At 59.6% G+C, this 17,461-nt stretch carries 16 protein-coding genes and 4 tRNA genes; 10 read left to right on the top strand and 10 right to left on the bottom strand.

Annotated elements, in window-relative coordinates:
* Window positions 1-158: 158 nt before the first annotated feature.
* The 6 genes from AC3ITY_RS08550 to AC3ITY_RS08525 all read left to right on the top strand — a co-directional run bounded on the left by AC3ITY_RS08550 (window position 159) and on the right by AC3ITY_RS08525 (window position 5,511).
* Window positions 159-1,223 carry an ABC transporter substrate-binding protein gene (locus AC3ITY_RS08550; RefSeq protein WP_477775671.1) on the top strand — a complete coding sequence of 355 codons (1,065 nt, stop codon included), beginning with the start codon at window positions 159-161 and terminating at the stop codon, window positions 1,221-1,223.
* A 178-nt stretch (window positions 1,224-1,401) separates the two neighbouring features.
* On the top strand, window positions 1,402-2,208 hold the full coding sequence (locus AC3ITY_RS08545; protein ID WP_489308432.1) for an alkaline phosphatase family protein: 807 nt from the start codon (window positions 1,402-1,404) through the stop codon (window positions 2,206-2,208).
* Window positions 2,205-3,050, top strand: coding sequence for an ABC transporter permease (locus AC3ITY_RS08540; protein ID WP_489308431.1), 846 nt, complete (start codon window positions 2,205-2,207; stop codon window positions 3,048-3,050). Before AC3ITY_RS08545 ends, AC3ITY_RS08540 begins: the two co-directional genes overlap by 4 nt.
* Entirely contained in the window at window positions 3,037-3,837 is an 801-nt protein-coding gene (locus tag AC3ITY_RS08535) for an ABC transporter permease (protein WP_126046617.1), read from the top strand. The genes AC3ITY_RS08540 and AC3ITY_RS08535 overlap by 14 nt, the downstream gene beginning before the upstream one ends.
* Window positions 3,834-4,823, top strand: coding sequence for an ABC transporter ATP-binding protein (locus tag AC3ITY_RS08530; protein ID WP_223457936.1), 990 nt, complete (start codon window positions 3,834-3,836; stop codon window positions 4,821-4,823). The genes AC3ITY_RS08535 and AC3ITY_RS08530 overlap by 4 nt, the downstream gene beginning before the upstream one ends.
* A 34-nt stretch (window positions 4,824-4,857) precedes the next feature.
* Complete coding sequence (locus tag AC3ITY_RS08525) at window positions 4,858-5,511, top strand: HAD family hydrolase (protein WP_489308430.1); 654 nt, start codon at window positions 4,858-4,860, stop codon at window positions 5,509-5,511.
* 114 nt (window positions 5,512-5,625) lie between these two features.
* On the opposite strand, the gene AC3ITY_RS08520 is transcribed toward AC3ITY_RS08525, so the two are convergent.
* Window positions 5,626-6,588, bottom strand: a complete 963-nt coding sequence (locus AC3ITY_RS08520; protein WP_489308429.1) for a zinc-binding dehydrogenase — start codon at window positions 6,586-6,588, stop codon at window positions 5,626-5,628.
* A gap of 138 nt (window positions 6,589-6,726) precedes the next feature.
* Here AC3ITY_RS08520 and AC3ITY_RS08515 point away from each other — a divergent pair, with 138 nt between their 5' ends.
* Window positions 6,727-8,808 carry a carboxy terminal-processing peptidase gene (locus AC3ITY_RS08515; RefSeq protein WP_489308428.1) on the top strand — a complete coding sequence of 694 codons (2,082 nt, stop codon included), beginning with the start codon at window positions 6,727-6,729 and terminating at the stop codon, window positions 8,806-8,808.
* Between the two features lie 146 nt (window positions 8,809-8,954).
* On the top strand, window positions 8,955-10,745 hold the full coding sequence (locus AC3ITY_RS08510; RefSeq protein ID WP_489308427.1) for a bifunctional diguanylate cyclase/phosphodiesterase: 1,791 nt from the start codon (window positions 8,955-8,957) through the stop codon (window positions 10,743-10,745).
* A 24-nt stretch (window positions 10,746-10,769) separates the two neighbouring features.
* Here the strand turns inward: AC3ITY_RS08510 and AC3ITY_RS08505 are convergent, their stop codons facing one another.
* From AC3ITY_RS08505 to bamJ, 5 genes are all read right to left on the bottom strand, one after another.
* Entirely contained in the window at window positions 10,770-11,177 is a 408-nt protein-coding gene (locus AC3ITY_RS08505; protein WP_489308426.1) for an SEL1-like repeat protein, read from the bottom strand.
* On the bottom strand, window positions 11,178-11,549 hold the full coding sequence (locus AC3ITY_RS08500; RefSeq protein WP_007898892.1) for a hypothetical protein: 372 nt from the start codon (window positions 11,547-11,549) through the stop codon (window positions 11,178-11,180).
* A complete protein-coding gene (locus AC3ITY_RS08495) occupies window positions 11,546-11,887 on the bottom strand; it encodes a helix-turn-helix domain-containing protein (RefSeq protein ID WP_150724569.1) in 342 nt (113 codons plus the stop codon). Before AC3ITY_RS08495 ends, AC3ITY_RS08500 begins: the two co-directional genes overlap by 4 nt.
* A 115-nt stretch (window positions 11,888-12,002) precedes the next feature.
* Window positions 12,003-12,458 (bottom strand): YkvA family protein, encoded by a 456-nt coding sequence (locus AC3ITY_RS08490; RefSeq protein ID WP_223457947.1) that lies wholly within the window; start codon window positions 12,456-12,458, stop codon window positions 12,003-12,005.
* Between the two features lie 292 nt (window positions 12,459-12,750).
* Complete coding sequence (gene bamJ, locus AC3ITY_RS08485) at window positions 12,751-13,467, bottom strand: BamJ family beta-barrel-assembly machinery protein (protein ID WP_223457949.1); 717 nt, start codon at window positions 13,465-13,467, stop codon at window positions 12,751-12,753.
* Between the two features lie 269 nt (window positions 13,468-13,736).
* On the opposite strand from bamJ, the gene AC3ITY_RS08480 reads away from it, so the two are divergent.
* Together AC3ITY_RS08480 and AC3ITY_RS08475 are read left to right on the top strand one after the other, a co-directional pair.
* A complete protein-coding gene (locus AC3ITY_RS08480) occupies window positions 13,737-15,539 on the top strand; it encodes a di-heme-cytochrome C peroxidase (protein ID WP_489308425.1) in 1,803 nt (600 codons plus the stop codon).
* 28 nt (window positions 15,540-15,567) lie between these two features.
* Window positions 15,568-16,704: a catalase family protein gene (locus AC3ITY_RS08475; protein ID WP_489308424.1), complete on the top strand. Its 1,137-nt coding sequence runs from the start codon at window positions 15,568-15,570 to the stop codon at window positions 16,702-16,704.
* A gap of 190 nt (window positions 16,705-16,894) precedes the next feature.
* Here the strand turns inward: AC3ITY_RS08475 and AC3ITY_RS08470 are convergent.
* The 4 genes from AC3ITY_RS08470 to AC3ITY_RS08455 all read right to left on the bottom strand — a co-directional run bounded on the left by AC3ITY_RS08470 (window position 16,895) and on the right by AC3ITY_RS08455 (window position 17,432).
* Window positions 16,895-16,971 (bottom strand) — tRNA-Asp (locus AC3ITY_RS08470).
* A gap of 15 nt (window positions 16,972-16,986) precedes the next feature.
* Window positions 16,987-17,062: transfer RNA gene (locus tag AC3ITY_RS08465), tRNA-Val, on the bottom strand.
* Between the two features lie 198 nt (window positions 17,063-17,260).
* Window positions 17,261-17,337: transfer RNA gene (locus AC3ITY_RS08460), tRNA-Asp, on the bottom strand.
* Window positions 17,338-17,356: 19 nt separating this feature from the next.
* A tRNA-Val gene (locus AC3ITY_RS08455) sits at window positions 17,357-17,432 on the bottom strand.
* Window positions 17,433-17,461: the final 29 nt, after the last annotated feature.

Genomic DNA, 17,461 nt, shown 5'->3' with positions numbered 1-17,461 from the left:
CTTAGCAGGCCAGTCGCGATACCGCTGAACAAAAAGTCATCCCGGGCGACGAACGACATCAAAGTGTCATCCAGCCCCCTTAAATTGGCTCAGGTATTGCTGACCTAGACCAACACAACCGCAATCGCAGCATTGAACACGACCCAAGGAGCTTCGGAATGAAAAAGCTTTTCCTGGCATCACTGTTAGGCTCGACCATCGCGATGTGCACCGCCGCCATGGCGGCCGATGATCTGAAAACCCTGGAAGCCGCTGCGAAAGCGGAAGGCGCCGTCAACAGCGTCGGCATGCCCAATGACTGGGCCAACTGGGCCGGCACCTGGAAAGACCTGAGCGACAAGTACGGCCTCAAGCACATCGACACTGACATGAGTTCGGCCCAGGAAATCGCCAAGTTCGCCGCGGAAAAAGACAACGCCAGCGCCGACATCGGCGACGTGGGTGCAGCGTTTGGCCCGATCGCGGTCAAGCAAGGCGTGGTCCAGCCTTACAAGCCTTCGACCTGGGATCAGGTTCCAGCCTGGGCCAAGGACAAGGACGGCAACTGGGCCCTGGCCTACACCGGCACCATCGCTTTCATCGTCAACAAGAAGTTGCTGCACGGTTCCGAAGCCCCAACCAAGTGGGCTGACCTCAAGGGCGGTAAATACAAGGTCTCCATCGGCGACGTGAGCACCGCAGCCCAGGCCGCCAACGGCGTACTGGCCGCGGCACTGGCCAACGGTGGCGACGAGAAAAACCTCAAGCCTGCCCTGGATCTGTTCGCCGATATCGCCAAGCAAGGTCGCCTGTCGATGTCAAACCCGACGATTGCCACCATGGAAAAAGGGGAAATCGAAGTCGGCGTGGTCTGGGACTTCAACGGCCTGAGCTACAAGGCCAAGATGGCCAACCCGGATGACTACGTGGTGCTGATCCCGTCCGACGGCTCGGTGATCTCCGGCTACACCACCATCATCAACAAGTACGCGAAAAACCCGAATGCCGCCAAGCTGGCCCGCGAATACATCTTCAGCGACGCCGGCCAGATCAACCTGGCCAAGGGCAACGCCCGTCCGATCCGTGCCGAGCACCTGACCCTGCCAGCAGAAGTGCAGGCCAAGCTGCTGCCTAACGAGCAGTACAAGAAGGTCACGCCGATCAAGGACGCGGACGCCTGGGAAAAGACCTCCAAGGCCCTTCCTCAGAAGTGGCAGGAAGAAGTCATCATCAATATGCAGTAACCGGGTAGGCCACCATCGGGAGGCCTGATGGCGGTCCCTGTGGGAGCGAGCCTGCTCGCGATAGCGTCGTTTCAGTCAGCATCAATGTTGAATGGTCGGCCACCATCGCGAGCAGGCTCGCTCCCACAAGGGATTGGTTGCGTATTTGAATCATCTGTTTCACGGAGTCATCGCCCCTATGAAGCACAACGTCATCCTTGTCGTGCTCGACGGCCTCAACTACGAGGTCGCCCGCCATGCCTTGGGGCACCTGCAGGCTTACGTCGGCGCCGGACGTGCCGCACTCTACAAACTGGAGTGCGAGTTGCCAGCCCTGTCCCGCCCGCTGTACGAATGCATCCTGACCGGCGTGGCGCCCATCGACAGCGGTATCGTCCACAACAACGTCTCGCGCCTGTCCAACCAGCGCAGCATCTATCACTACGCCACCGACGCAGGTCTTGTCACAGCGGCGGCGGCCTATCACTGGGTCAGCGAGCTGTACAACCGTTCGCCCTTCGTGACGGCCCGGGACCGTCACACCGATGACCCGCAACTGCCGATCCAGCACGGGCATTTCTACTGGAACGATCACTACCCGGATTCTCACCTGTTCGCCGACGCCGAAAACCTGCGCCTGCGCCATGCACCGAACTTTTTGCTGATCCACCCGATGAACATCGACGACGCCGGGCACAAGCACGGACTCGACACCCCGCAGTACCGCAACAGCGCCCGCTCGGCCGACATCATCCTGGCCGACTACCTGCAAGGCTGGCTCGATGCCGGCTATCAGGTGCTGGTCACCGCCGATCACGGCATGAACAACGACCGCTCCCACAACGGCCTGCTGCCGGAAGAACGTGAAGTGCCGCTTTTCGTTCTGGGTGACGCGTTCAGCTTCGACACCGGCGCCGCGCCGAAACAGACCGACATCTGCGGCACCGTCTGCCAGTTGCTCGGCGTGCCCCACGACAAACCGGTCTGCCGGGAGTTGCTCAAGTGAACACCACGAACCGCAGAAAATGGCTTGCAATCCTGTGCCTGGTGCCCTTCACACTGTTCTTTATTGTGTTCGAAATTGCCCCGTTGACCTGGGTAATGATCAACAGCCTGCAATCGGAAGAATTCGGCTGGGGCCTGGCCAACTTCAGCAAGATCTTCAGCTCGAAGTTTTACCTGCAGGCCATCCAGTACAGCCTTGAGATCAGCTTCTGGTCCAGCATGTTCGGGATCATCATCGCGATACTGGGCGCCTACTCCCTGCGCCGGGTCGATTCGAAACTGCGCAACTTCGTCAACGCCTTCGCCAACATGACCAGCAACTTCGCCGGTGTGCCCCTGGCCTTCGCGTTCATCATTTTGCTCGGCTTCAACGGCAGCTTCACCATCATGCTCAAGCAGGCCGGAATCATTCAGGATTTCAACCTGTACTCGAAAACCGGGCTGATCATTCTCTACACCTACTTCCAGATTCCCCTCGGCGTGCTGCTGCTGTACCCGGCCTTCGATGCGCTGCGCGAAGACTGGCGAGAGTCCGCCTCGCTGCTCGGCGCGAGCGGCTGGCAATTCTGGCGGCACATCGGTTTGCCGGTGCTGACCCCGGCACTGCTCGGCACCTTCGTGATCCTGCTGGCCAATGCCCTCGGTGCCTACGCCACGGTGTACGCCCTGACCACCGGCAACTTCAACGTGCTGCCGATCCGCATCGCGGCGATGGTGTCCGGTGACATTTCCCTGGACCCGAACCTGGCCAGCGCCCTGGCCGTGGTGCTGGTGGCCTTGATGACCCTGGTGACCATCGTGCATCAGTTGCTGTTGAAGAGGAGCTACCATGTCTCGCGCTGAACTGGGGCCCGCCGGTGTCTACCACCGCGTCGTGGTGTACCTGCTGTTTGCCATTCTGCTGTTGCCGCTCGCCGGCACGCTGATCTACTCGATCGCCAGCAGTTGGTCGGCGACCATCCTGCCCAGCGGTTTCACCCTCAAGTGGTACATCCAGCTGTGGAGCGACCCGCGCTTCCTGCATGCATTCGGGCAATCGCTGCTGGTCTGCGTTGGTTCGTTGATCCTTTCGGTGGTATTGATTCTGCCGCTGCTGTTCGTGGTGCATTACCACTTCCCGAAACTCGACGCGCTGATGAACATCCTGATCCTGCTGCCCTTCGCCGTGCCGCCGGTGGTGTCGTCGGTGGGGCTGTTGCAGCTCTATGGTTCCGGACCGTTCGCCATGGTCGGGACGCCCTGGATCCTGATCGGTTGCTACTTCACCGTGGCGCTGCCGTTCATGTACCGGGCCATCACCAACAACCTGCAAGCGATCAACCTGCGCGACCTGATGGACGCCGCCCAGTTGCTCGGCGCCAGCACCTGGCAAGCGGCGTTCCTGGTGGTACTGCCGAACCTGCGCAAGGGCTTGATGGTGGCACTGCTGCTGTCGTTCTCGTTCCTGTTCGGTGAGTTCGTGTTTGCCAACATCCTTGTCGGTACCCGCTACGAAACCCTGCAGGTCTACCTCAACAACATGCGCAACAGCAGCGGTCATTTCACCAGTGCGCTGGTGATCTCCTACTTCTTCTTTGTGCTGGTTCTGACCTGGATTGCCAATATCTTGAACAGGGACAAAAGCGAATGAGCTATGTCAGCGTCCAACATCTTCAGAAAAGCTTCGCGGGCACCACGGTGTTCAGCGACATCAATTGCGAAATCCAGAAAGGTGAGTTCGTCACCCTGCTCGGCCCGTCCGGTTGCGGCAAATCCACCCTGCTGCGCTGCATCGCCGGCCTGACCTCGGTGGATGGCGGCAAGATCCTGCTCGATGGTGTCGATATCGTGCCGGTGAGCCCGCAGAAACGCGGGATCGGCATGGTGTTCCAAAGCTATGCGCTGTTCCCCAACATGACCGTGGAGCAAAACGTCGCCTTTGGCCTGCGCATGCAAAAGGTCAATGCCGATGACAGCCGCAAACGCGTCGCGGAAGTGCTCAGACTGGTAGAGCTCAATGACTTTGCCGCGCGTTACCCGCATCAGCTCTCGGGGGGCCAGTGCCAGCGCGTCGCCCTCGCCCGCTCCCTGGTGACCCGGCCACGCCTGTTGCTGCTGGACGAACCGTTGTCGGCCCTGGACGCACGCATTCGCAAGCATCTGCGTGAACAGATTCGTCAGATCCAGCGGGAACTGGGCCTGACCACGATTTTCGTCACACACGATCAGGAAGAAGCCCTGACCATGTCCGACCGGATTTTCCTGATGAATCAGGGAAAAATCGTACAAAGCGGCGACGCCGAAACCCTCTACACCGCACCGGTGGATGTGTTCGCCGCCGGTTTCATCGGCAACTACAACCTGCTGGATGCCGACAGCGCTTCGAAGCTGTTGCAGCGACCGATCAGCAAGCGCATCGCCATTCGTCCGGAAGCCATCGAACTGAGCCTTAACGGTGAACTGGATGCACAGATACGCAGCCACAGCCTGCTGGGCAACGTGATTCGCTACCGGGTCGAAGCCCGGGGCGTGGAATTGGTGGTGGATGTGCTGAACCGCTCGGCGGCCGACCTGCATCCCGATGGTCAGCGCCTGGCGCTTTCCATCGATCCGACGGCCCTGTGTGAGGTAGCCTGATGCCTTTGCTTATGCTCAAGAGAGAACTGCACTGATGGCCCTGGCAATTTTTGATCTGGACGAAACCCTGATCCACGGCGACTGCGCCACCCTTTGGAGCGAGCAAATGGGCCGCCTGGGCTGGGTCGACCCCGAGTCGTTCATGCGGCAGAACAACGAGCTGATGGATGCCTACAGTCACGGCAAATTGCGCATGGAGGACTACATGACCTTCAGCCTGGAACCGATGATCGGCCGCACGCCGCAAGAGGTCGAGCATCTGGTTGGCCCGTGGGTGGAAGACTTCATCGAACCAATCATCTTCAGCGACGCCACCAAAGCCATCGCCGCCCATCGCAAGGCCGGCGACCGGATCCTGGTGATCTCGGCCTCGGGTACGCACCTGGTCGGCCCCATCGCGGAGCGCCTGGGCATCGACGAGATTCTGGGCATCGAACTGGAAGTGGCTCACGGCGTTTACACCGGCCACACCGTCGGCACCCTGACCTACCGCGAAGGCAAGATCACCCGCTTGCTGGAGTGGCTGGATGCTGAGGAGGAAAACCTTGAAGGCGCGAGTTTCTATTCCGACTCACGCAACGACCTGCCGTTGTTGCTGAAAGTGGATTTCCCCCATGTGGTCAACCCGGACCCGGTGTTGCGCGAGCAGGCTGAAAAGGCTGGATGGCCGATCCATATCTGGAAGTAATCGAGACCCCCTTGTAGGAGCGAGCCTGCTCGCGATAGCGGTGCGTCATTCAGCATTCGCGTTGAATGTTAAGCCGCCATCGCGAGCAGGCTCGCTCCTACAGGTTCCGTGTTGTCAGTTCAGGCTCTCGTCAATCATCAACACCACCTTCCCCGCCACGGTATTGCTCGCCAGCTCAGCAAACGCCGCCTCGGCATCCTTGATCGGGAACGTCCTGGCCAGCTGCGGGCTCAACCGCCCCTCGGCAAACAACGGCCACACATGCTGACTGAGATCGCTGAACAGATCCGCCTTGAATTGATCATCCCGGCTGCGCAGGGTCGAACCCAGCAACTGCACGCGCTTGGCCAGCACCTCGGCCAGGTCGAGTTTGGCCTCGCGGCCGCCCATCAGACCGATCAGCACCCAACGGCCGTCCTGCGCCAGCAGCTTGAGGTTCAACGCCGCGTAATTGCCGCCCACCGGGTCGAGAATCACGTCGAACGGCCCCAGATCCCGCAGGCTCTCCAGATCACCATTACGCACCACGCCGCCCTGGGCGCCCAGCGCTTCGCAGTACGCCAACCGCTCGGCGGAGCCAACGCTGACCCAGCACGGGTTACCGAAGGCCTTGCACAGCTGAATGGCCGCTGAACCAATTCCACTTGCCCCGGCATGCAGAAGAACTTTCTGACCCGGTTTGAGCGCAGCCAGTTGAAACAAGTTCAACCAGACTGTTGCATAAACTTCGGGCAATGCAGCCGCTTCGACCAGTGACACTCCGTCGGGAACCGGCAGCACATGCCGCCCGTCGACAACCACCTCTTCGGCCATCCCGCCCCCGGCCAGCAAGGCGCAAACCCGATCGCCAACCTGCCAGGAGGACCCGGCGCCAACCTCGCTGATCACGCCCGAGCACTCTAGACCAAGCACTTGGCTAGCCCCCGGCGGCGGCGGATAAAGGCCTGCTTTCTGCAATAAATCGGCGCGATTGAGACCCGCTGCCGACACTCGGATGCGAACTTGCCCTACATCGCATGTAGGACTCGCCTCATCAACCCACACCACTCGACCGTCAACGCCTTGCAATGCTTTCACAGTGCCTCCATAGTGAGTCTGGACTGAGCCCGAAGCTATAGCGTCGGGCTTTTTGCATTATGCGACCGGTTCCCAAAGAGCCGGCGACTTCAAAGACGGCCTAATATGCGTTATCAATTGTCCCCGCGTCGAATCAGCATGAAGCATCTGTTCCCCAGCACTGCCCTCGCCTTATTCATCGGTATCGGCTTGCTGCCGATGTCGAGCAATACATTCGCAGCCAATAGCTGGGACAAGCTTCAACCCGATCGTGACGAAGTGATCGCCAGTCTGAACGTCGTGGAGTTGCTCAAGCGCCACCACTACAGCAAGCCGCCACTCGATGACGCGCGCTCGGTAATCATCTACGACAGCTACCTCAAGCTGCTGGATCCGTCGCGCAGCTACTTCATGGCCAGCGACATTGCCGAATTCGACAAGTGGAAGACGCAGTTCGACGATTTCCTCAAAAGCGGCGACCTGAACGCCGGGTTCACCATCTACAAGCGCTACCTGGACCGCGTAAAGGCGCGTCTGGACTTCGCCCTTGCCGAGCTGGACAAAGGCGTCGACAAAATCGATTTCACCACCAAGGAAACCTTGCTGATCGATCGCAAGGACGCCCCTTGGCTCAAATCCACCGCAGAACTCGACGACCTGTGGCGCAAACGCGTCAAGGATGAAGTGCTGCGGATGAAGATCGCCGGCAAAGAGCCCAAGCAGATCCAGGAAACCCTGACCAAGCGCTACAAGAACCAGTTGGCGCGTCTGGACCAGACCCGCGCGGAAGACATCTTCCAGGCGTACATCAACACCTTCGCCATGTCCTACGACCCGCACACCAACTATCTGTCGCCGGATAACGCGGAGAACTTCGACATCAACATGAGCCTGTCCCTCGAGGGCATCGGCGCCGTGTTGCAGAGCGATAACGATCAGGTGAAAGTCGTGCGCCTGGTGCCGGCAGGTCCGGCGGACAAGACCAAGCAGGTTGCACCGGCCGACAAGATCATCGGCGTTGCCCAGGGCAACAAGGAAATGGTCGACGTCGTGGGCTGGCGCCTGGACGAAGTGGTCAAGCTGATCCGTGGTCCGAAGGGCACCGTAGTGCGCCTGGAAGTCATCCCGGCCAGCAATGCGCCGAACGACCAGACCACCAAGATCGTGCCGATCACCCGTGAAGCGGTGAAGCTCGAAGATCAGGCCGTGAAGAAGTCGGTCTTGAACCTGAAGCAGGACGGCAAGGACTACAAGCTCGGCATTATCGAAATCCCGGCGTTCTATCTGGACTTCAAGGCCTTCCGTGCCGGCGACCCGGATTACAAGAGCACCACCCGCGACGTCAAGAAACTGCTGACCGAGCTGCAGAAAGAGAAAGTCGACGGCGTCGTCATCGACCTGCGTAACAACGGCGGCGGCTCCTTGCAAGAGGCCACCGAGCTGACCAGCCTGTTCATCGACAAAGGCCCGACCGTACTCGTGCGTAACGCCGATGGCCGGGTCGATGTCCTGGAAGATGAAAACCCGGGCGCGTTCTACAAAGGCCCGATGGCGTTGCTGGTCAACCGCCTGTCCGCCTCGGCTTCGGAGATTTTTGCCGGCGCCATGCAGGACTACCACCGCGCACTGATCATCGGCGGCCAGACCTTCGGCAAAGGCACCGTGCAGACCATTCAGCCGCTCAACCATGGCGAACTGAAACTGACCCTGGCCAAGTTCTATCGGGTTTCCGGGCAGAGCACCCAGCATCAGGGCGTCTTGCCGGACATCGATTACCCGTCGATCATCGACACCAAGGAAATCGGTGAAAGCGCCCTGCCGGAAGCCATGCCGTGGGACACCATCAAGGCGGCGATCAAGCCTGCGGTGGATCCGTTCAAGCCGTACATTTCGCAGCTCAAGTCCGAGCATGACGTGCGTACGGCCAAGGATGCGGAGTTCGTGTTCATCCGCGACAAGCTGGCCCTGGCGCAGAAACTGATGACCGAGAAAACCGTCAGCCTCAATGAAGCCGAGCGTCGTGCCCAGCACGCCGACATCGAAGCCAAACAGCTGGCCATGGAAAACATCCGTCGCAAGGCCAAGGGCGAAGAACCGCTCAAAGAGCTGAAGAAAGAAGACGAGGACGCGATTGCGGCCGAGGATGACAAGACCAAACCGGAAGACGACGCCTACCTCAGCGAAACCGGGCGGATTCTGCTGGACTACCTGAAACTCAACACGGCAGTGGCCAAGCACTGAGTTTTCACAAGCAACTGATGGCAATTTAATGCTGACGCTCCCCGGAGCGTCATCAAACAGTCATCACTCTGTCGTGAAATAAAGGACCGGGCGTGCTCTTTTTACCAAGGGCCCGCCCGGTCCTTTTTTTATCGCCAGAGATCGCCATGACCACAACCGAACAGCTGAGTGCCTTGAGCTCGATCCTGAGTCAAAGCGGATTGCACAGCCTGTTCCAACCGATCATCAGCCTCTCTGAACGACGCATCCTCGGCTACGAAGCCCTCAGTCGCGGCCCCTCCAACAGCCCTCTGCACTCCCCTGTCGCCCTGTTCGCCGTCGCCCGCCAGGCCGGACGCCTGAGCGAGCTGGAAATTGCCTGCCGCGAAAGCGCTTGCCGACGCTTCAATGAGCAACAACTGCCTGGCATGTTGTTCCTCAACGTATCCCCGGAGTCCCTGCTCGAAGCGGCCCATCAACCGGGGCGCACCCTGCAATTGCTGCAGGACTTCGGCATTGCGCCGAGCCAGGTGGTCATCGAGCTCACGGAACAGACGCCGACGGATGACTTCCAGTTGCTGCAAACCGCCCTGCATCACTATCGGGCGATGGGGTTTTCGATTGCGCTGGATGATCTGGGGGCGGGCTATTCAAGTTTGCGCCTGTGGTCCGAGCTGCGACCGGATTACGTGAAAATCGACCGGCATTTCATTGATGGCATTCATCAGGACGCGCTCAAGCGCGAGTTCGTCGGCTCGATCCTGCAAATCGCCAAGGCCTCACGGGCGCAAGTCATTGCCGAAGGTATCGAGCTGCCCGAAGAGCTCGCGGTGCTGACCGAAATGGGCGTGGACCTGGTGCAGGGCTATCTGCTCTGCCGCCCCCAGGAACACCCGCCACGGGATGCCCGGGCATTGATGCCCCGACAGGACAGCACCGCCGTTGTACTGAGTGAAGACGGCAGCGACCTCAGCGCCCTGCTCAATGAACTACCCGCGGTGAACCGGGACACCCCGACCGCCACGGTGCTCGAAGCCTTTCGCCGCCAGGCCAACCTGAACTCCCTGGCGGTCCTGGATGAACAGTGTCAGCCCTGCGGCATTGTCCATCGTCATTCGCTCTCCGATGCCCTGCTCAAGCCCTTTGCCACCGACCTGTTCGCCCGCAAGCCCATCAGCCGCCTGATGAACGATGACTTCCTCGCCGTCGAACTGAGCCAGTCCCTGCAACAGGTCAGCCGCCTGATCACCAGCCGTGCCCGCCAGCGTATCGAGGAGGATTTCATCATCACCCTCAACGGCGGTTATCTGGGCCTGGGCCGGGTAATTGACGTGCTCAAGCTGATCACGGAACTGAAGATCCAGCAGGCCCGCTACGCCAATCCGCTGACCTTGCTTCCGGGCAACGTGCCGATCCAGCACTGCCTGACGCGGCTGCTGCAACAGCAACGGGAATCGGTGATCTGCTACGTGGACATTGATAGCTTCAAACCCTTCAACGACATCTACGGCTATGGTCGCGGCGACGAAGTCCTGCTGTGCCTGGCGCAATGCCTGAACGACCGCGTCGACCCGTCCCGCGACTTTGTCGGCCATATCGGCGGCGATGATTTCCTGCTGGTGCTCGGCCCGGAAGACTGGCGCAACCGTTTGAACCAGTTGCTCGACGACTTCCAGAGCCAGTGCCGACGCTTCTACCGCAGCGAGCACCTGGAAGCCGGCTGTTTCATCGCACCCAATCGCCAGGGTCAGCGCCAGGAGTTTGCGTTGTTGTCGCTGTCGATCGGCGTGGTGCATTTGCATCCACAGGCCTGTGGACAACTCGATGCGAGTCAGCTGGCTGAAATGGCATCACAGGCCAAGCACCATGCGAAGAATGTGCAGGGCTATAGCGTGCATGTGATTGATAGCCTGGTGGTTTCGACTGTAGATGAGGTGCTCGTTTCCGGGCATCGATAAGGGAGCTTTTCGGCATCAGTCCAATCAACGAGGTGCCGAGGAAGACTTCAGCTCTTCGAGCTTGATCGGCGCCAACGGATGCCCGGCCTTCGCCGCGATCGCCCAGAATCGCGCCGCTTCGATCGGGTCCGGTGCCTTGCTCGCCGTCCCTGCCAGACTGATCACGCCCACTTGATACGCCGCCTTGCCATCGCCCGCCAAGGCCGCCAGGCGCAACAAACGCACGCCCTCCTCACGAGCACCGAGGCCGACGCCGCGAAACGTCAGGATGTGCCCATAGAAGCTCTGGGCGCCGACATCGCCCAGGTTGGCCATGCGTGCGAACTGACCTTCGAGCCAGCGCCAGCCACGTGGCTGACGGACAAACCATGACCAGTGAAACAGTTGGCGCGCGAGCCAGTAACCGGCCCGCGCCTTGAGTTGTAAAAACACTCAGGCCTCGGCCGATTCCGGGTATTCGTACTCGAACACCCGCACCACTTCCGAAGCATGCCAGGACGCGGCGGCAACGCCGTCCGACGGCCCGGAAAAACGCCCGAGACGCTCGACACATTCAAAGAATCCGGTGCGCGGCAAGCGGCTGGCGCCCTGACTGATCACCAGTGAACTGCGCAATGGCTGCTCCGCCCTGGCGTCCAGGGCCGCCAGATGCTCAAGGGCCGCTGTCAGGGTTTGCATGGCCGGTGTCGGCAACTGCAAACGTTCCAGTAATGCCCGATAAGTCAGGAGATGGCGCTGACGACGCGCCTGATCCAGTTCGCCCAGCAATCCGTCCCAATGTTGACGACTGATGCGTACGCTCACGATTCATCCCTCCACCCCGGCACCGTCAATTCCCAGGCCAGGCTGCGACGAATCGCGGCGTCGGGCAGACGCTCGCCACTTTCGATCATGGCCAGGTAAGACGGGCTGATGCCTACCGTGCGGGCCAGCGCCTCGATGGCGATGCCCTTCCCTTCGCGCAAACTGCGTAGTTGATCCAGACCCGGAAGAATCGCGTCTGGTGTTGCCGCCTGAAGCTTCGTGGCTTGAGGCGACGCTTGCTCCTTGACCCCCGCTGCTTTCAGTAACGCCTGATACTGAGCCCATGGCAGAACCGCATATTCGGGTTCGCCTTCGCGTGTAATTATCTGAATATCCATGACTACCCCGTAGGACAACAACACTTAGCGAGTCGGCACTTTTCCCTAGAAGTGTAATCCTAACAGCGGCCAAGGTCGCGGGGGGGAATCAATCTGTGAACAGGTCGAAATCGACTCAGTGTTTTTTCGGGCCTTGAAGTTGCAGTTGCTCGGGGGTATCAGGCAGACGCTCGACCACCGCGAGCTTCTCCGGTACCTGCCGTTTGCGCCAGGCGCGGAAGGCATTGAGCTCGTCATCGAGCACTTTCATCAGCCATGCCAGTACCGCGATGTCATCGAGCATGCCGAACACTGGAATGAAATCCGGGATTGCATCCAACGGACTGAGGAAATACATCAGGCCCGCGACAACCGAAACCAGCGCCTTGGGGCTGATGGCTCGATACTCACCACGCCAGTAGGCCAGGCAGAGTGCCTGCAACAGCTTCAAGTCGTCCTTGATCTTGCCCAGTCGATTGCCCTGGCTCGCGCCTTTGCTGGCAACGGCGAACAACAGCGTCGGCAATCGGCCGCGTGCCAGCAGGCGTCCGGCCAGTGGCAGGAAACGAGCGAAATTCCAGGGTATTTTCATCATTCCTCCCATTGAAATGTTATCCACACAAATTGTGGATAACCTTGTGAACAGAGCTGCTTTTCGTCGCTGTAAGGCCCGTTTTACAAGGCCTGCGTTCAGATCGGGCGTTTTTTACTCATCAAAAAAAACCTATAATTTCATTGACTTGGCGGTCTTGTACGGCTACCGCCAACGCTACCATGCCTAAGACTCCGGCCTAGAGCGTCTGTTCGTTTTGTTTACCCGTGCCGAACGCCAGATGCAACAACGCCCCGCATGAGCGAGGCGTTGTTATCGAAGCAGACGCTGGTTACTGGGCAGCGGCGTCTTCTTTTGCCGGATCCTTGATGGCCAGCAGTTCCAGGTCGAATACCAGCACCGAGTTGGCCGGAATCGCCGGGCTTGGGCTTTGAGCGCCGTAAGCCAGGTCAGCAGGGATGTACAGTTTGTACTTCTCGCCAACGTGCATCAGTTGCAGGCCTTCGACCCAACCCGGGATCACACCGCTGACCGGCAGATCGATCGGGCTGCCGCGCTCGACGGAACTGTCGAATACGGTGCCGTTGGTCAGCTTGCCGGTGTAGTGAACGGTCACTACGTCAGACGGCTTTGGCTGAGGCCCATCGGCTTTCTTCACGACTTCGTACTGCAAGCCCGAAGCGGTGGTGGTCACGCCAGCTTTCTTGGCGTTTTCTTCGAGGAATTTCTTGCCGGCAGCGGCCGACTCTTCGCTCATCTTGGCCATGCGTTCTTCGGCACGCTTTTGCAGTGCGGCGAACGCCTCGACCAATTCTTCGTCTTTGAGCTTCTGCTCTTTCTTGCCGACGGCGTCTTCGATGCCCTGGGCTACAGCCTTGGAATCCAGGTCATCCATGCCTTCCTGAGCCAGGCTCTTGCCCATGTTCAGGCCAATGCCGTAGGAAGCTTTTTGCGCCGGAGTTTTCAGCTCTACGCTGGTCTGCGAATCACAACCCGCGAGTACCAGGCCAACCAGGGCCACCGCCGCCGCCAACCGATGCTGTTTCATGCTATTTCCTTGTTCATGCGCCTAAAGGGCAATCGAGTAAAGCCGCGAGCTTATCAGGCCGCCACGACCAATGGCTACCGGCATGAGAGCCGGAAACAATTGATAAGTTCAGGTGTTTAAACGCAATTCACAATTCGGCTGATGAAGCTTCTTTCATCTTGTTCCGACGCAGGCTCATTCCTGAACCTACAATATCTGGCGTAATGGCCTCTTGCCGCACCCAGGGTACTCGGGCATAACGGCATGTCAATTCAACAAGGATGTTTATCTTGCGCCTCTTCTTTCGCTTGCTGGCTCTCTTCGCAGTACTGCTCGGGCTGGTCATGGCCGTGGTTCTTTACTACGTCGCCAACCCGAAATTGCCGGCCTGGTCGCCTGCACAACAGGTGCATTACCTGGAGCAATGGAGCGCCGCCGATCGCGAGACCTATTACTTCACACCCCAGGGCACTCAGGTCAAAGGCTTGCGCTATGACTGGTTCACCGCCCTCGAACTGCCCTTCTCGCAGCAACGCTTCGCCGCCCCCGAATACCTCGCCCGCTTCGGTTTTCTGGTGGACCCCGGCCAGAAACCGACACCGAACAACCCCGGCAACCTCCCAGCAGGCTTTACCCGGCACCAGAATGCGGGGAGCCCGGATGTGTTTCTGGATATCACCTGCGCGGCCTGCCACACCGGTGAACTGCGTTTCAAGGGGCAAGCCGTGCGTATCGACGGTGGCTCGGCGCAGCATGTCCTGCCTTCCAGTGTTCCTACACTCAAAGGAGGCAGTTTCGGACAAGCTCTGGTGGCTAGCCTCGCCTCCACTTACTACAACCCGTGGAAATTCGAGCGCTTTGCACGCAGCGTTCTGGGTCAGGACTACGAGACGCGTCACCAACAGTTGCGCAAAGATTTCAAATCTTCACTGGATACGTTCCTCAAGGTGGCCTGGAACGACACCCATCGCGGGCTCTATCCGACCGAGGAAGGCCCGGGACGCACAGACGCCTTCGGGCGCATCGCCAACGCCAGCTTCGGTGATGCGATTTCCCCCGACAACTACCGCGTGGCCAATGCCCCGGTGGATTATCCACAGTTGTGGGACATGTGGACGTTCGAATGGGTGCAGTGGAACGGCTCGGCGAAACAACCGATGGCCCGCAACATCGGCGAGGCACTGGGCGTCGGTGCCACGCTGAATTTCTTCGACAAGAACGGCCAGCCGCTGATGGGCGATGCCCGCTATCCCTCCAGTGTCCGCGTGCGCGATCTGAACCTGATCGAAGAAACCCTGCAACGACTTTCACCACCGGCCTGGCCGGAAGAACTGTTGGGCGTGGTCGACAAACCTCTGGCAGCCAAGGGCCGCGCCCTGTTCGCCGAAAACTGCGCAGGTTGTCATGTACCGCGCACCAGCCAGGGCGAGGGACGATACGTCCAGCACCTGAAAATGCTCCCGGTGGATTACATCGGCACAGACCCCGGCGCGGCCAACAACATCGCCGACCACCGCTTCGACCTGACAGCGTTGCAATGGAACCAGGCGGAACTGGAAAAACTCGATGTAGAGCCAAAACCCACCGAGCCTCTGGACCTGAGCAAGCTGTCCGTGGCCAAGGGGCTGGCCTATGTCACGGCATTTGTCCAGGACCGCGCGTATCAAGACGCCAATGTCACCCCTGCCGAGCGTCCTGCAATGGACGGTTTCGGCCTGCCGATCGGTGTGCGCGAATTGCGTTCGTACAAGGCCAGGCCATTGGCGGGTGTATGGGCGACAGCGCCGTTTCTGCACAACGGTTCGGTCCCGAGCCTTTATCAATTGCTGTCGCCTCAGGATGAGCGTGCGACCACGTTCTATAAAGGCACTTTCGAATACGACCCGGGACACCTGGGTTACCGCACCGAAACCTTTGCCAACGGTTTTCTGTTCGACACGCGAATCACCGGCAACCACAACAGTGGCCATGAATTCCGTGCCGGCAATCTCGGCAATGGCGTGATCGGCCGCGGGTTGCAGCCGCAAGAACGCTGGGCACTGTTGGAATATCTGAAAGTGCTGGGCGGCCCTCTGGAAGCGCAATTGCCATGACCACAACCGCAGTTAAAAGGACGATCCCATGCTGATAACGCTCTGGCTGCGCCTGGGCGCCTTCCTCGCCAGGCTGTTGCTGTGGTTGCTGGGTCTCGGCGTGCTTGGCTGGGCCCTGACCAGCGCCTGGTTTGCCTGGCAGCATCGCGGGCCGGTCTCGGCGCAGGAGTTGATTGCGGACGACGAAGCCGCGATGACCCAGGACATCATCCAGACCGCCGTGCGCATCGTCGATCAGTACCGCGAAAGCACCCGCTACCTGCGCGACGCCCATGCCAAGGCCCACGGCTGTGTGAAGGCCGAAGTTCAGGTGCTGCCGGAACTGCCAGGCGAACTGCGCCAGGGCGTATTCAGCGAGCCGGGCAAAACCTGGCAAGCGACGATGCGCCTGTCCAACGGCAATGCCTACCCGCAGTTCGACAGCATCCGCGATGCCCGGGGCATGGCGATCAAACTGTTCGATGTGCCGGGCAAGCAACTGTTGAGCGATCAGCAGGGGCGAGGCGAACAGGACTTTGTGATGTTCAGCCACCCGAACTTCTTTGTCAGTAATGTCGCCGAATACCGTCAGAACGTCGCCGCCCAGGCCGACGGTAAAAAGATGATGGCCTTCTTCCCCGGTTGGGATCCACGCACCTGGCAGGTTCGCCACCTGTTCATTGCCCTGGCGACACTGGCCCCTGCCCCGTCGAGCCCGACCCAGACGACGTACTTTTCGGTTTCACCCTACAAATTCGGTGAAGCCAATGCGAAGTTCCGGGTCATGCCCGATCCGGATAGCTGCCCGGCCTACAACCTGCCGGAACAGAATCGCAAGTTGCCGAACTTCCTGCGCAATGCGCTGAACCAACAGCTGTCGGCCGACCGGATGCCTGCGTGTTTCGCCTTGCAAATCCAGCGACAGGACGCCAACAAGTACATGCCGATTGAAGACACCAGTATTGAGTGGAGCGAGAGCGATGCGCCCTTCGAGACGGTGGCGCGGATCAAGATGCCGGCGCAAGACTTCGATACACCGGCGCTGAACCTGCAATGCGACAACCAGTCGTTCAATCCCTGGTTCGGCGTCGAGGCGCACCGCCCCATCGGCGGGATCAATCGCCTGCGCAAAGCCGTGTATGAAGCCGTCAGCGACTACCGACACAGGCGCAATGCCGGACTGTAGGAGCGAGCTTGCTCGCGAAAAAGCCATGGGCGTCGCTGGGTATCTGAATTTACGCGTTATCGTTCACGACCTTCGCGAGCTAGCTCGCTCCTACAGAGAGCGAGGAAAGCCAAATCCCGGACAGCAAAAAGCCCGCACAAGGCGGGCTTTCTGTGGTGACCTGGCGTTCAGTGTTCCAGGTTACCGAATATGGCGCAGCGGACGGGACTCGAACCCGCGACCCCCGGCGTGACAGGCCGGTATTCTAACCGACTGAACTACCGCTGCGCGTAGCGTTGAAAGTGGTGGGTGATGACGGGATCGAACCGCCGACATTCTGCTTGTAAGGCAGACGCTCTCCCAGCTGAGCTAATCACCCTTTACCTTCGTTGCGGGGCACATTATGCCACAGGTTTTTATAAAGTGTTGATTTATTTGAAGTTTTTTTCAAAAAATCTAAAAACCGGTGAAACGATGCAACCCACAGGAACAACAGTCAAACTTGAGGCAGAAAAAAACCCGCCTAAGCGGGCTTTTCCGTGGTGACCTGGCGTTCAGTGTTCCAGGTTACCGAATATGGCGCAGCGGACGGGACTCGAACCCGCGACCCCCGGCGTGACAGGCCGGTATTCTAACCGACTGAACTACCGCTGCGCGTAACACTTGAAACGAATGGTGGGTGATGACGGGATCGAACCGCCGACATTCTGCTTGTAAGGCAGACGCTCTCCCAGCTGAGCTAATCACCCTTCGCTTCGGTGTGGCGCGCATTCTACGG

The organism is Pseudomonas sp. GL_091, from assembly GCF_057837725.1.
Note: the sequence above shows the minus strand (reverse complement) of the source record. Positions and strands in the feature narration are given on the sequence as shown.